The sequence below is a fragment of the Priestia sp. FSL W8-0001 genome (assembly GCF_038050335.1).
GTDB classification, from domain to species: domain Bacteria; phylum Bacillota; class Bacilli; order Bacillales; family Bacillaceae_H; genus Priestia; species Priestia flexa.
The window spans coordinates 3155842-3169299 of sequence record NZ_JBBPAL010000001.1 but is presented as its reverse complement, the minus strand read 5'-3'; the positions used below and the strand labels follow the sequence as shown (position 1 = coordinate 3169299).

16 protein-coding genes are annotated in these 13458 nt (G+C 38.4%); 14 read left to right on the top strand and 2 right to left on the bottom strand.

Annotated elements, in window-relative coordinates:
- Window positions 1-217 precede the first annotated feature (217 nt).
- The 3 genes from MKZ18_RS16760 to MKZ18_RS16750 all read left to right on the top strand — a co-directional run bounded on the left by MKZ18_RS16760 (window position 218) and on the right by MKZ18_RS16750 (window position 4716).
- Window positions 218-2773 carry a vitamin B12-dependent ribonucleotide reductase gene (locus MKZ18_RS16760; protein WP_341344580.1) on the top strand — a complete coding sequence of 852 codons (2556 nt, stop codon included), beginning with the start codon at window positions 218-220 and terminating at the stop codon, window positions 2771-2773.
- A gap of 510 nt (window positions 2774-3283) precedes the next feature.
- Window positions 3284-3715 carry a transcriptional regulator MntR gene (mntR, locus tag MKZ18_RS16755; protein WP_025911536.1) on the top strand — a complete coding sequence of 144 codons (432 nt, stop codon included), beginning with the start codon at window positions 3284-3286 and terminating at the stop codon, window positions 3713-3715.
- 119 nt (window positions 3716-3834) lie between these two features.
- Window positions 3835-4716 (top strand): patatin-like phospholipase family protein, encoded by an 882-nt coding sequence (locus MKZ18_RS16750; protein WP_061784675.1) that lies wholly within the window; start codon window positions 3835-3837, stop codon window positions 4714-4716.
- A gap of 38 nt (window positions 4717-4754) precedes the next feature.
- Here the strand turns inward: MKZ18_RS16750 and MKZ18_RS16745 are convergent, their stop codons facing one another.
- Both MKZ18_RS16745 and MKZ18_RS16740 read right to left on the bottom strand, forming a co-directional pair.
- Complete coding sequence (locus MKZ18_RS16745; RefSeq protein WP_025911533.1) at window positions 4755-5153, bottom strand: SA1362 family protein; 399 nt, start codon at window positions 5151-5153, stop codon at window positions 4755-4757.
- Window positions 5154-5194: 41 nt separating this feature from the next.
- Window positions 5195-6142 (bottom strand): DUF1385 domain-containing protein, encoded by a 948-nt coding sequence (locus MKZ18_RS16740; RefSeq protein WP_061784674.1) that lies wholly within the window; start codon window positions 6140-6142, stop codon window positions 5195-5197.
- Between the two features lie 222 nt (window positions 6143-6364).
- Here MKZ18_RS16740 and MKZ18_RS16735 point away from each other — a divergent pair, with 222 nt between their 5' ends.
- The 11 genes from MKZ18_RS16735 (at window position 6365) to spoIIIAF (ending at window position 13452) form a co-directional block, all read left to right on the top strand.
- The gene (locus MKZ18_RS16735; RefSeq protein WP_061784673.1) at window positions 6365-6889 is read left to right on the top strand and encodes a YqhR family membrane protein; all 525 of its coding nucleotides are present in this window, start codon (window positions 6365-6367) and stop codon (window positions 6887-6889) included.
- Between the two features lie 92 nt (window positions 6890-6981).
- A complete protein-coding gene (aroQ, locus tag MKZ18_RS16730) occupies window positions 6982-7419 on the top strand; it encodes a type II 3-dehydroquinate dehydratase (RefSeq protein ID WP_061784672.1) in 438 nt (145 codons plus the stop codon).
- A 3-nt stretch (window positions 7420-7422) separates the two neighbouring features.
- On the top strand, window positions 7423-8481 hold the full coding sequence (locus MKZ18_RS16725) for a M24 family metallopeptidase (RefSeq protein WP_061784671.1): 1059 nt from the start codon (window positions 7423-7425) through the stop codon (window positions 8479-8481).
- Window positions 8482-8500: 19 nt separating this feature from the next.
- Window positions 8501-9058: an elongation factor P gene (gene efp, locus MKZ18_RS16720; RefSeq protein WP_061784670.1), complete on the top strand. Its 558-nt coding sequence runs from the start codon at window positions 8501-8503 to the stop codon at window positions 9056-9058.
- Between the two features lie 123 nt (window positions 9059-9181).
- Window positions 9182-9463 (top strand): YqhV family protein, encoded by a 282-nt coding sequence (locus MKZ18_RS16715; RefSeq protein WP_025911524.1) that lies wholly within the window; start codon window positions 9182-9184, stop codon window positions 9461-9463.
- Between the two features lie 66 nt (window positions 9464-9529).
- Window positions 9530-10462, top strand: a complete 933-nt coding sequence (spoIIIAA, locus tag MKZ18_RS16710) for a stage III sporulation protein AA (protein WP_078989285.1) — start codon at window positions 9530-9532, stop codon at window positions 10460-10462.
- A 16-nt stretch (window positions 10463-10478) separates the two neighbouring features.
- Window positions 10479-10991, top strand: a complete 513-nt coding sequence (gene spoIIIAB / locus MKZ18_RS16705) for a stage III sporulation protein SpoIIIAB (RefSeq protein WP_144594058.1) — start codon at window positions 10479-10481, stop codon at window positions 10989-10991.
- A 17-nt stretch (window positions 10992-11008) separates the two neighbouring features.
- Window positions 11009-11215, top strand: coding sequence for a stage III sporulation protein AC (spoIIIAC, locus tag MKZ18_RS16700; protein ID WP_025911519.1), 207 nt, complete (start codon window positions 11009-11011; stop codon window positions 11213-11215).
- Window positions 11216-11235: 20 nt separating this feature from the next.
- Window positions 11236-11619: a stage III sporulation protein AD gene (gene spoIIIAD / locus MKZ18_RS16695; protein ID WP_061784668.1), complete on the top strand. Its 384-nt coding sequence runs from the start codon at window positions 11236-11238 to the stop codon at window positions 11617-11619.
- A gap of 37 nt (window positions 11620-11656) precedes the next feature.
- Complete coding sequence (gene spoIIIAE / locus MKZ18_RS16690) at window positions 11657-12829, top strand: stage III sporulation protein AE (RefSeq protein ID WP_090752760.1); 1173 nt, start codon at window positions 11657-11659, stop codon at window positions 12827-12829.
- A gap of 11 nt (window positions 12830-12840) precedes the next feature.
- Window positions 12841-13452: a stage III sporulation protein AF gene (spoIIIAF, locus tag MKZ18_RS16685; protein WP_025911513.1), complete on the top strand. Its 612-nt coding sequence runs from the start codon at window positions 12841-12843 to the stop codon at window positions 13450-13452.
- The last annotated feature ends 6 nt before the right edge of the window (window positions 13453-13458 follow it).

The following is a 13458-nucleotide window of genomic DNA, read 5'->3' as shown; positions in this document are numbered from 1 at the left end:
AAAGTAATTGATGTAAAAGTCAAATACTTTTTTTAATGTAAAAAAAATATTTTTCTTGACATCTATCTATATGTAGGTGTTTGGGTTTTGATTGAATACTACATGTTGAATTTGTCCAATCCGTGTGGTAAGTTATTGATAGTTGAAATTTTGCTTTTTTCCAAAATAAGGTAAATGATTGGTAAAATAGAGCACGATTGGTAAGGGAGTTGTCAGAATGACTGTTATAGTTAATCAAAAAGTAAATATGAATATTGAAAAGCTTAATCAAGATATTGAACGCTTTCCACAAGTACACCCAATTACACCAGATATGAAAATTACTCATAAAGGCGTATCTCGACTCGTAATGTTAGACCGTTATGCGTTTAAAGATACGGAAAAACTTACGTTATCAAAAGGAGACTTTGTTGTTTTAACCGTAAAGGAAGACCCTAAGTTTCCAGCTCGAGGACTTGGCTATGTGGAAAGCATTAATTTTGACCAAAAGATGGCAGTCGTAAAGGTTGAAGATGAGTTTCGTGGAGCGTTAGCACCTGAAGAAGCAGAAAGTGGACTTATTACTCGTTCATTAGACGTAATTGAAAAACCACTTGAAATCTTCTATGAGCAAATTGCAAAGCGTAACGCTACTGGGTTAGCTTCCGCTGAACAAACGGAAGAGAAGCGAAACGAATGGTTTGAAAAATTCTATCAAGAGCTTGTTCAAATGAACTTTGTACCAGCTGGACGCGTTCTGTACGGAGCGGGAGCTGAAACGGATGTTACATACTTTAACTGCTATGTAATGCCGTACGTAAAAGATTCTCGCGAAGGAATCTCCGAACACCGTAAGCAAGTCATGGAAATCATGAGCCGAGGCGGAGGAGTTGGAACAAACGGTTCAACCCTGCGTCCACGCAACACACTAGCGCGTGGTGTAAACGGTAAATCATCAGGATCTGTCTCTTGGTTAGATGATATTGCGAAACTTACGCACCTTGTTGAGCAAGGCGGTTCTCGTCGCGGTGCTCAAATGATTATGTTAGCGGATTGGCATCCAGATATTGTTGAGTTTATTATCTCTAAAATGCAAAATCCACGCATTTTACGATTCTTAATTGAAAACACAAATGATGAAATGATTAAAAAACATGCCCAAGATAAGCTGAAATTTACGCCGCTTACGGAATCTGAAAAAGACATGTACCAAGGAATTATCAATTATAAGCAAATTCCAGGTCTTGGTGGATTCAGCGAGAAAATTATTGCGGATGCTGAAGAAAAGCTACAAACTGGTGGAACGTACAGCGTTCATAATTCTGAATTTTTAACAGGAGCAAACATTTCTGTTTGTTTAACAAAAGAGTTTATGGATGCAGTTGAAAACGACGGTGAATACGAGCTTCGCTTCCCAGATGTAGAAAGCTATTCGAAAGAAGAAATGGCACACTACAACGAAAACTGGCATGAGGTAGGAGATGTTCGCGAGTGGGAAAAACAAGGTAATAAGGTTCGTACGTATCGTAAAATTCGTGCAAAAGAGCTTTGGAACTTAGTTAATATTTGCGCAACGTACTCAGCAGAGCCTGGTATCTTCTTCTTTGATAATGCAAACGACATGACAAATGCACAAGCATACGGTCAGCATGTTGTGGCAACAAATCCATGTGGAGAACAACCACTTGCACCGTTTTCAGTTTGTAATTTAGCAGCTGTAAATTTAGCGCAAATGGCAGATAAAGAAAAGAAAACAGTAGACTTTGAAAAACTTCGTCAAACGGTTGAAACGGGTGTGCGCATGCAGGATAACGTTATTGATGCAACGCCTTACTTCTTAGAAGAAAATCAAAAGCAAGCTCTTGGTGAGCGTCGTGTAGGTCTTGGTGTAATGGGTCTTCATGATTTGCTTATCTACTGTGAAACAGAGTACGGTTCTGAAAAAGGAAACGAACTTGTTGATCAAGTATTTGAAACAATTGCAACAACAGCATATCGTGCGTCTGTAGAGCTTGGGAAAGAAAAAGGAAGCTTCCCATTCTTAATTGGTGATACTAAGGAAGAAACGGATCGTTTACGTGAAGCTTTCACAAATACAGGGTTTATGAAAAAGATGCCTGAAGACATTCGCGAAAGCATCAAAGAGCACGGTATTCGTAACTCACACTTACTAACAGTAGCACCTACTGGTAGTACAGGAACAATGGTTGGTGTGTCAACAGGTCTTGAGTCATACTTCTCATTCTCTTACTTCAGAAGCGGTCGGTTAGGGAAATTTATTGAAGTAAAGGCAGATATCGTTCAAGAATATTTAGACCAACATCCAGAAGCGGATCCAAACAACCTTCCTGAATGGTTTATCTCAGCAATGGAATTGGCTCCAGAAGCTCATGCTGATGTTCAGTGTGTCATTCAACGTTGGATTGATAGTTCAATTAGTAAAACGGTAAATGCACCTCGTGGCTATACAGTTGAACAAGTTCAAAAAGTGTACGAGCGTTTATATAAAGGCGGTGCAAAAGGTGGTACGGTTTATGTAGACGGTAGCCGTGATGCTCAGGTATTAACGCTAAAAGCAGAAGAAAATACATTTGATGAAGAAGTAAAAGAAACAAAAGCAGAAAAACCACACGTTGTATTAGTCGATACAATCAACGAAGTGGGATCAACCGATGTAACGATTGGTTCTGAAATTGGAAATACGTGTCCGGTTTGTCGCCAAGGAACTGTTGAAGAAATGGGTGGCTGCAACACATGTACAAATTGTGGCGCTCAGTTAAAGTGTGGTTTATAAGAAAGTGATAGAGGCTGAGACATAAGTAGTTCAGCCTCTACTATACCTGAACGATTGAGAGTTCATAACTTTTAATCGTTCAGGTTTTTTGGTTGATTGTAAAAACAATGTTGGAAACAGGGTGGAATGAAGCGTAGGACACTCGACTCCTGCGGGAAAGAGTGGGAAACCTGAGATCCCGCAGCGCAGCGAGGAAGCTCAGGTTCCTCCCCGCGGAAAGCGAGTGACCGTAGCGCAATGGAACGAACGAGTTGAGACAAATCAAAGAGATGGGAACAGCGAGTGTTCGTCTTTTAGAAGCAATCATTTTGTTATGTACCAAACTCTATCTGTTGAAATAAATGGCTGCTACATTTCCTTGTATTTGCTTATACTATATAGTATGATTTTACATGAATGTCTTTTGGTATATCGTTAGTTTTCGTCTTTTTGAGCAGTATATTACTAAAAGTTTACAGAAGCGTGTTTCGTTAGTTTATACATAATAATTATTTTATTGGGGGAGATTTCATGCCTACGCCAAGTATGGAAGATTATATTGAACAAATATATATGCTGATTGAAGATAAAGGATATGCTAGGGTTTCGGATATCGCTGATGCTTTAACAGTTCATCCCTCATCAGTCACAAAAATGGTGCAGAAGCTTGATAAAGATGAATATTTAATCTATGAAAAATACCGCGGTCTTGTTTTAACTCCGAAAGGACAAAAGATTGGTAAGCGTCTTGTTTATCGCCACGAACTATTGGAGCAACTGCTGCGTATTATCGGTGTAGATGAAGAAAATATTTATGAAGATGTTGAAGGTATTGAGCATCATCTAAGCTGGAACTCAATTGACAGAATCGGTGATTTAGTACAATATTTTGAGGAAGATCCAGAGCGTGTGCAAGGTTTGCGAAGTGTCCAAAAGAAAAATGAAGAAGAGCAACAGCTATAACGCATATTGGAAAAGCCGTTCTAATTTAGATTAGAACGGCTCTTTTTTATTTTTAGCATAATTTAATAAAAGAGGTACTAAAGTGTAGATAGGAGGCAGACTGAAGGAGTTGAGAACTTCTGTATATTGATGGCGTTTTTTCAGGTGGTGGCCTTAAAGGCTTTGCATTAATTGGGGCCTTACAAGCTTTAGAGGAGCGAGACTTTATTTTCAGGCGTCTAGCAGGTACAAGTGCTGGCTCAATTGTATGTGCTCTTATTGTGGCAGGTTATACAAGTGACGAAATGATGGAGATGATGGATGAAATGAATGTGAAGTCTTTGCTAGATCAACGCGTTTCTTTTCTTCCATCCGCCTTAACAAAGTGGCTTCTTCTCTATTGGAACTTAGGATTATATAAAGGTGAAAAATTAGAAAAATGGATAGCGAGTAAATTAAAAGCAAGAGGCATTGTTACATTTGGTGATTTGCCAGCGGGATCGCTGCGCATCATTGCTTCTGATTTAACAAATAGTAAGCTCGTTATACTACCCGATGATTTGCCTAGGTATGGAATAGATCCAAAGAAATTTCCTGTAGCAAAAGCTGTGCGGATGAGCTGTAGCATTCCCTACTTTTTTGAGCCAGTTAGGCTGCGGACAAATCCCGTAAGCCTCATTGTGGACGGTGGGGTATTAAGTAACTTTCCTATTTTTTTATTTGACGATGATCAAAAGCGTAAACAAAGGCCTGTTTTGGGTATTAAGCTTAGCCCCCGTGAAAAAGAAGAAGATAAAAAAAATATTAAAAATGCAATCGCGATGTTTTCAGCTTTATTTGATACAATGAAAGACGCTCATGATGCAAGGCATATATCAAAACGTCACGAGCGAAATATTATCTTTTTACCAGTTAGTGAAGTGTTCGCTACGGAATTTTCCTTACCAGACGAACAGAAACATCAGCTTTTTCACTATGGCAAGAATAAAGCGGAGCTATTCTTAAAAAGATGGTGCTATTAAATAGAAAAAACTGCGTCTTTGTAAGGCGCAGTTTTTCATTAAAAGAAGGCACGGTTTTTCTTTTTTCCTTTTTTGCCTTCAATGACTGTTAAATGTGTATTGCTTTTCTTCTTCTTTAACGGTTTGTTAACTTTAGCAGATGGACGTTTTTGGACGTTTCGATAAGCGTTCATATCCACTTTATTACCGCTGCGTTCTTTTTCTTTTTGGCGTATTTTTGATTGTTTTACAGCTCGATGATAGCCTTTGTCTTGTCCTTTGGTTTGGGCAGGACGGATAATAAACCGATAAACTAAGTAAAACAAAATGATAAATAAAAAGATATAGCCTGCTTGGCGCAATAGGCTTGTTGGATTTGTTGCAAGTGTGTAAATAAACCCAATGATTCCTAAAGCAATTAATGAATTAACAAGTGGTTTAACGAATGGACGCCTCATTTTGTTCACCTCCTAAAATGATAAAAGAAAGCAAAACAGTCTTAACTTACTTGTTCGCCACCGGTTACAGATTTTCCCTCATTTTCAATGCGTAAAAGCTCTTGAAACGAAGCGATTGCAACTTCGACTTGGTCATCCTTAGGTTCCTTTGTAGTAAGAAGCTGTAGCCATAGCCCAGGGTAACCTAAGAATCGTAAAACAGGTACATGGCGAACTTTATTGGTCAATTGTAGTACTTCAAAAGATAAACCCAACACGACGGGAATCAAAGCAAGTCGGTTTACGACTCTAAGCCAAAGCGGGTCCGTAGGGACAAGGAGATAGACAAACATTCCAACGACAACTGTAAATAGAATGAAGCTACTTCCGCAGCGATAGTGTAGCCGAGACTGAGCTTGAACTGATTCTACCGTAAGTTCCTGATTGTTTTCATACGCATTAATGACTTTATGTTCTGCTCCGTGATATTGAAAGACGCGTTTAATAAGCGGAGTTTGTGAAATCGCGTAAATATAACCGAGCAATAATAAAAGCTTAAAGAAGCTTTCAATCACTACTTGTGCTAAATCGGAAGCGAAAATAGGACGAGTCAAATTTGCTAAAAACACTGGGATTAGAGTGAAAAGCACTTTTCCAAATAGAAAAGAAAGTACACCAATTGTTGCAACACCCAATATTAAGGATAGTTTTGATTCTTTTTTTTCTTCTTTAATTACATCGTCTTCGTTAGGATGTACATCGTAACGTTCAGATGAAAAATTTAAATGTTGTGTACCGTTTGCACTTGCTTCAATAATCGCTGCAATTCCTCTTAAAAACGGAATTTTTTTCAGCGCTGTTAGTACACGATTCGATCTCCGAGAAGATTGAAAATACTCAATAGATTGATCTTTGCGACGAATGGCAGTGACCATCATTTTCTTGCCGCCAAACATGACTCCTTCAATGACAGCCTGCCCACCGTATGCGGTTTTTTGTAATTTAGACATTTCAGACACCAACCTAACTCAGACTAATTGCCCCTTAATAATTTATATTCTACAGCAATTTCGAATAAACCTCTAGGTCGATGTATGTTATCTAGTTTAGACAAAACTTTTCTATATCACACATGAAATGATAAAATTTTCCTGTTGTTCTCATTAAGAAACGTTCAACTTTATAATAGAACAGTAAAGATCAGCTCATACTATTCAGTAGAGGTGATGAAGATGACAGCTAAACAAGATAATAAGTCGACACATCAACAAATACAATCAAAGGAAGGCTCATTCTTAGCTAAAGTGGTAGTTATTGGTTTTGTAGGAGGAGTGTTTTGGAGCTTAATGGGATACATTACGTATTTATTTAGCTTTAGTGAAATTCATCCCAATACGATTTTACAGCCGTGGGCTTTTGGTAGCTGGAAAGATCGCTGGCCAGGGCTTATTGTTAGCGTTTTGATAATTGGTATTATATCAATTGGTGTAGCGCTTCTTTACTATGTGCTCTTAAAAAAGTTTAAATCAATATGGTTTGGTATTGCATATGGGGCAGTGCTTTGGGCGCTCGTTTTCCTTTTACTCAACCCGTTGTTTCCAAGTATGAAAATGATAGGAGAATTAACGTCTAATACCATTATTACAACCATTTGTTTATACATCTTATACGGGGTATTTGTCGGATATTCCATTTCCTTTGAGGCAGCAGAGCTAAACAGCAGTTCTAGACATAACCCAGAACTTGTAAATGAGTAGTGTGAATGTTTTGATTTATGATAAACTAAAAAGAGAAAACGTAAGGTTTATTTTAATGATAAAAATAGCTGTGTAAGCAAGGGAGAGTGTCCATGAGAAAGTTTTTGGTAATTAATGGTCCGAACTTAAATAGGCTCGGTGTTCGAGAACCAGCAGTTTATGGGAGAGAGAATTTAAAAACGTTAGAGCACAACCTCCAGCAGCTTGCTGAGCAACAGGGTGTGCATATTGAATGTGTTCAGTCTAATCATGAAGGAGTTATTATTGATTGGATTCATGGAGCAGACGAGAACTTTGATGGAATTGTCATTAACCCAGGGGCATTCACCCACTATAGCTACGCAATCCGCGATGCGATTGCAAGCATTTCAGTTCCTGTGCTTGAAGTTCATATTTCAAACGTACATAAGCGAGAAGCATTTCGTCACGAATCAGTGACGGCGCCTGTCACAGCAGGACAAATTGTAGGTTTGGGTATTTATGGATATGAGTTAGCGGTTCTTGCTCTGTTGCAAAAGAAAGGGGAATGAAGGATGAAAATAGAGAAATTACGCAAACAGTTTCATACGTTAAATGTTGACGGTATGGTTATTACAAGTGAATATAACCGTCGCTATATGACTAACTTTACTGGTTCGGCAGGTATAGCAGTAATCTCTAACGATAAAGCTGTATTTATCACAGATTTTCGTTATGTAAAGCAGGCCGCTGAACAAACAGAGGGATTTGAAATTGTGCAACATAAAGGCCCAATCTTAGAAGAAGTAGGGCAGGTTATTACGAAGCTTGGAATGAAAAGCGTTGGCTTTGAAGAGAATCATGTTTCATATGCTCAGTTTCAACAGCTTGAAAAGCAAGTCAAAGCAGAGCTTATTCCAGTTTCCACTGCCGTTGAAAACTTACGCTTGATAAAGAGTGACTCAGAGATTAAGATATTAAAGGAAGCTGCAAAAATTGCAGATGCAGCATATGAGCATATTTTGACCTTCGTTAAGCCTGGTGTAACAGAGCTTCAAGTGTCTAATGAGCTGGAGTTCTTTATGCGAAAGCAAGGTGCAATTTCGTCCTCGTTTGATACAATTGTGGCGTCAGGTCATCGTTCGGCATTACCGCACGGCGTTGCTTCTGAAAAAGTCATTGAAGCAGGAGAATTTGTTACGCTTGATTTTGGTGCGTATTATAAAGGCTATTGTTCTGACATTACCCGTACATTTGCGGTAGGGAAAGTCAGTGAAGGACTAAAGGGAATTTATGATACAGTATTAGAGGCGCAGTTAAGAGGCATGAAAGGAATTAAAGCGGGTATTACGGGTAAGGAAGCCGATGCCTTAACAAGAGACTATATTGTAGAAAAAGGATATGGACAGTATTTTGGTCATTCTACAGGTCATGGTGTGGGGTTAGAGGTTCATGAAGGCCCGTCGCTTTCTGTGAAGTCTCAGGATACGCTGCAGCCAGGAATGGTTGTAACGGTTGAACCAGGTATTTACATACCAAACCTTGGTGGCGTTCGTATTGAAGACGATACCGTGGTAACAGAAGAAGGAAATGAGTCATTAACATACTCACCGAAAGAACTTATTATTTTATAAGATGTAGGAGGATTTTTTCATGATTTCAGTAAACGATTTTCGCACAGGTCTAACAGTAGAAGTAGACGGAGGTATTTGGCGCGTAATGGACTTTCAACACGTAAAGCCAGGTAAAGGAGCAGCGTTTGTTCGCTCAAAGCTTCGTAACTTACGTACTGGAGCTGTTCAAGAGAAAACATTCCGTGCAGGTGAAAAGGTAGCAAAAGCACAAATTGATAACCGTAAAATGCAGTATTTATATGCAAGTGGTGATCAGCACGTATTTATGGATAACCAATCATATGAGCAATTAGAACTTCCAGCATCAGCAATTGAATATGAGCTAAAGTTCTTAAAAGAAAACATGGAAGTAGCTATCATGATGTATCAAGGTGAAACGCTAGGTGTTGAGCTTCCAAATACAGTTGAATTAAAAGTTACTGAAACAGAACCAGGTATTAAAGGTGATACAGCATCAGGTGGTACGAAGCCAGCTACGGTTGAAACAGGCCTAATTGTACAAGTTCCATTCTTCGTGAATGAAGGCGATGTATTAATTATCAACACAGCAGATAGCAGCTATGTATCACGTGCATAATAAAGCATAAAAAAAGAAGAGATGATTATCTCTTCTTTTTTTATGCTTTTCTTTTTCGTAAGTGATAAGTTGTCTACGGATTGCATAGGTTGTACTAAATGATGTAATACGTGGGAGGAAGTTATGAAGCATTGGTTTGATCACATAAACGGAACTGTTTTGACGATGGCTTGCTTACGGTTTGTCTCATCTTTTATTGAATTCATCGCAGCCATTTTAATTTTTACGAATAATGATGTCAAAAAAGCATTAATGATTAATGGAATGCTGGCGCTGGTAGGGCCAATTGTGATGATCACGTCATTTAGCCTTGGATTAGTATCAGTTGCTGACCAACTATCTTTTGGCAAGCTTGTGCTCATCGGTACAGGCGTCCTTTTAATTTTAATTGGGGTATTTAAGTGAAGTTTCTGACATAACAAGTAAAAGCTTGCCATACATTGAAATGAGTATAAAGGTGAGGGGATTTCAATGCTAGATGAAATTGTGGCTATTTTTCCAGAAGGCATTAAGCGCAATGTACAGCCATATATACAGCGCTATATAGATACTTTAGAGGAAGTGCGCATTCGAATTGGAAGGCCAATTGAGCTAACAATTGACAGTCAGCCAGTCTTTTTGTCCTATGTGGTAACGGCAGAAGATACGCTATTTATTTTAAACAAGCTCAGTCATTTCTCTATTTATATGATTGAAGAAGAATTGAAAAAAGGGTATGTCACGATTGAAGGGGGTCATCGAGTAGGACTTGCAGGTAAAGTTATTACTGAAAATGGACATGTTCGTGTAATCCGTGATGTGACGTCGTTCAACATTCGAGTGGCAAAAGAACAGATTGGCATAGCGGAACCACTAACTCCTCTTCTCTACCAATCCCGATGGCTTAGCACCATTTTGATTGGTCCCCCACAAACGGGAAAAACAACAATGATAAGAGACTTAGCAAGAATGATGAGCACAGGGAATAGGCAACGAAAGATTGAAGCGGTTAAAGTGGGTATCGTAGATGAACGCTCGGAAATCGCAGGCTGTGTCAAAGGTGTTCCACAACATACTTTTGGAACACGAATAGATGTTTTAGATAGCTGTCCGAAAGCTGAAGGAATGATGATGATGATTCGATCGATGAGTCCAAACGTATTAATTGTGGATGAGGTAGGAAGTGAAGAAGATTGTCAAGCTGTGTTAGAGGCTGTCAATGCGGGTGTACAAGTGTTTATGACGGTGCATGGTTATGATCTATTTGATTTAAATAAACGTCCCTCCTTGAAACAATTAATAGAACTTGAAGTATTCGAACGCTATATCGTATTAACCAATGAGAATGGTCCAGGAACTGTAAAAACCATCTATGATCGAGGAAGAAAGCCACTTTCGTTGAAGTCGAATTATTCTTTGAAATAAAAAGGGTGACGAAGAAATGAAAATTTTAGGAGCTATTTTTATTTTGCTTGCTTCTACGTTCACAGGTTTTGAAGTTGCCAAGCAGCTTAGCGAAAGGACGAGGCAACTTCGGCAATTGAAAACAGCGCTACGATCGTTAGAGTCAGAAATTATGTACAGTAATCGCCCACTTCATGAAATTTCACATATGCTTTCAAAACAATTTCCTAATCCGTTATCGCTTTTTTTTAAGGAGTTTGAACAGCGTTTAACACAAGGAATGACCACTGCCAAAGAAGCGTGGGAGCACGCTCTTCAAACTCATAAAAAAGCGCTTGCCTTTAAAGAGGGAGAACTTGAAGTGTTGAAGCAGTTTGGTGAAACGTTAGGACAACATGATCGGTATTCCCAACAAAAACATATATTATTAGCTATTAACCATTTGGATCGGGAAGAACAGGACGCACTTGAACAGCAAAATCGGTATGAAAAAATGATAAAAAGTCTGGGCTTTTTATCAGGATTGCTACTCGTCATTTTATTGATGTAGTGATTGGGGGAATAGGGATGAACATTGATATGAATACAATTTTTCAAATAGCAGGAATCGGTATTGTTGTAGCATTTCTCGTTACGGTGTTAGAGCAAATGGGGAAGAAAGATTACGCGAACTGGGTAACGCTTATAGGGTTTATTTATATCTTGTTTATGGTTGCATCGATTGTTGAAGATTTATTTCAAAAAATTAAAGCCGTTTTTTTATTTCAAAGCTAAGGGAGTGATTAGCCATTGAAATGATACAAATTGTGGGCTTAGGCTTAGTGGCTACCTTTTTAGCACTCATTTTAAAAGAACATAAATCGCCCATTGCCTTTTTACTTGTTGTTTTTGTAGGCTGCGTGATCTTTTTATTTTTAATCGATCAGATATACGAGATTATTAAAATGATTGAAAAACTTTCTGTGAATGCACATGTGAATATGATTTATGTGGAAACAATCTTAAAGATTATAGGGATTGCTTACATTGCAGAGTTTGGTGCTCAGATTACGAAGGACGCTGGGCAAGGTGCGATTGCTTCTAAAATTGAACTGGGCGGTAAAATTTTAATTTTATCAATGGCTATTCCAATTTTAACAGTAATTATTGAAACAATTATTTCCATGCTACCGTCCTAAATTATTAAGCTTATGAGGTGACGAGATGAAGTGGTGTATGAGTAAACGAAAATTGCTCGCATTCCTTTTGCTCCTCTTCTTTTTCTTTCCAAATAATGTACAAGCCTCTCAGTCTGCGCCTCAAGAAGAAATAGTAGATGAACAAATAGACCAGCTCGATATCGACGAAGTGAAGCAATTTTGGGATGATATCTTGACTCAGTATGGCGGCTTTTTACCAGAAAGTCAAAAGGGTAGTTTAGTTGACTTCTTAAAAGGTGACAAAGAGTTTTCACTTCAAGAATGGCTGAACGGGTTGGTGAAATTTTTACTTCATGAAATTATTTCAAATGGAAAACTGCTGGGAACGCTCATTATGTTAACCGTATTCAGCGTCTTTTTACAAACGTTACAAAGTGCATTCAATCAGCAAGCTGTTAGTAAAGTGGCATATGCACTTGTTTATATGGTGTTAATTATCATTGCTTTAAATAGTTTTCAAGTAGCCATTGCATACGCAACCGGCGCAATTGAAACAATGTCTAAGTTCATTTTAGCCTTAGTGCCATTATTATTGGCGTTAATGGCTTCATCAGGCGGGGTAATATCGGCTGCTTTCTTTCATCCAGTCATTTTATTTTTAATGAACATTAGCGGGATGCTCATCCAGTATATAGTCATGCCACTATTATTTTTATCAGCACTATTAAGCATTGTGAGCACTATTTCAGATCAGTACAAGGTTACACAGTTAGCTCAGCTACTTCGAAACGTCAGCATTGGTATTCTAGGAATCTTTTTAACAGTCTTTTTAGGAGTCATTTCAGTACAAGGTGCTACTTCTGCTGTGGCGGATGGAATTACTATTCGGACCGCTAAATTTGTTACGGGAAACTTTATTCCAGTTGTGGGACGAGTGTTTACGGACGCGGCAGATACCGTTATCACAGCTTCACTTCTTTTAAAGAATACAGTTGGAATAGCAGGAGTGGTGGTTTTACTTCTAATTGTTGCTTTTCCAGCTATTAAAGTATTAGCCCTAGCACTTATTTATAAGCTAGCAGCAGCACTTTTACAGCCGATTGGCGGTGGTCCTGTTATTTCGTGTTTAAGCATTATTAGTAAAAGTGTTGTTTACATTTTTGCTGCATTGGCAATTGTCTCACTGATGTTTTTCCTATGTTTAACAGTCATCATTACGGCCAGCAACGTTACGATGATGGTGAGATAGGAGGGAAAGAAATGCAAGCACTAACAAGTTGGATTACGAATATTATTCTATTTATTTTACTAGCAACCGTTATAAATTTACTGCTTCCTAGTTCAGGCTTTCAAAAGTATACGAAGCTCGTCATTGGCTTGCTTTTAATGTTAATTATTGTTACGCCAGTCTTTCAAATTTTAAAAGTAGACGTGAACAAAATGTTTAATTCTATTCGATTGTCAGCGGCTAGTGACGATGCAGGAGTAGAAAATTTAATAGAAAGTAAGAAAAAAGAAATACAAGCTTCACAACGTGCATATATTTTAGAACAAATGGCTGTCCAAATGGAGACAGAGGTAAAAGAGGAGCTGATGGAACAGTATGGTGTAGCAATTGATCAGATGCACATTGAAACGAAAAACGAAGAAGCAGATCCCGAAGCCGACAATATAAAAACGATTACAGTTGTGATGAGTGCAGAAGAGCCTGAGGATGAACAGGCCGTGGCAGTTGTGAAAGAAATCTCCATTGACACCTCCACACCAATTGAAAAGGAACCTTCAAAAGAAGCGACGGATATTACTACGTATCTAGCAGCTAAATGGGGCATAGATGAAAAACAAATGATTGTAAACTTGGAGGAGGAGTGAACGTGA

What these genes read in the sequence shown, in the direction of transcription:
- MKZ18_RS16760 (WP_341344580.1), top strand. Translation starts at nt 218, where the DNA reads ATGACTGTTATAGTTAATCAAAAAGTAAATATGAATATTGAAAAGCTT.
- mntR (WP_025911536.1), top strand. Translation starts at nt 3,284, where the DNA reads ATGCCTACGCCAAGTATGGAAGATTATATTGAACAAATATATATGCTG.
- MKZ18_RS16745 (WP_025911533.1), bottom strand. Translation starts at nt 5,153, where the DNA reads ATGAGGCGTCCATTCGTTAAACCACTTGTTAATTCATTAATTGCTTTA.
- MKZ18_RS16740 (WP_061784674.1), bottom strand. Translation starts at nt 6,142, where the DNA reads ATGTCTAAATTACAAAAAACCGCATACGGTGGGCAGGCTGTCATTGAA.
- MKZ18_RS16735 (WP_061784673.1), top strand. Translation starts at nt 6,365, where the DNA reads ATGACAGCTAAACAAGATAATAAGTCGACACATCAACAAATACAATCA.
- aroQ (WP_061784672.1), top strand. Translation starts at nt 6,982, where the DNA reads ATGAGAAAGTTTTTGGTAATTAATGGTCCGAACTTAAATAGGCTCGGT.
- MKZ18_RS16725 (WP_061784671.1), top strand. Translation starts at nt 7,423, where the DNA reads ATGAAAATAGAGAAATTACGCAAACAGTTTCATACGTTAAATGTTGAC.
- efp (WP_061784670.1), top strand. Translation starts at nt 8,501, where the DNA reads ATGATTTCAGTAAACGATTTTCGCACAGGTCTAACAGTAGAAGTAGAC.
- MKZ18_RS16715 (WP_025911524.1), top strand. Translation starts at nt 9,182, where the DNA reads ATGAAGCATTGGTTTGATCACATAAACGGAACTGTTTTGACGATGGCT.
- spoIIIAA (WP_078989285.1), top strand. Translation starts at nt 9,530, where the DNA reads ATGCTAGATGAAATTGTGGCTATTTTTCCAGAAGGCATTAAGCGCAAT.
- spoIIIAB (WP_144594058.1), top strand. Translation starts at nt 10,479, where the DNA reads ATGAAAATTTTAGGAGCTATTTTTATTTTGCTTGCTTCTACGTTCACA.
- spoIIIAC (WP_025911519.1), top strand. Translation starts at nt 11,009, where the DNA reads ATGAACATTGATATGAATACAATTTTTCAAATAGCAGGAATCGGTATT.
- spoIIIAD (WP_061784668.1), top strand. Translation starts at nt 11,236, where the DNA reads ATGATACAAATTGTGGGCTTAGGCTTAGTGGCTACCTTTTTAGCACTC.
- spoIIIAE (WP_090752760.1), top strand. Translation starts at nt 11,657, where the DNA reads ATGAGTAAACGAAAATTGCTCGCATTCCTTTTGCTCCTCTTCTTTTTC.
- spoIIIAF (WP_025911513.1), top strand. Translation starts at nt 12,841, where the DNA reads ATGCAAGCACTAACAAGTTGGATTACGAATATTATTCTATTTATTTTA.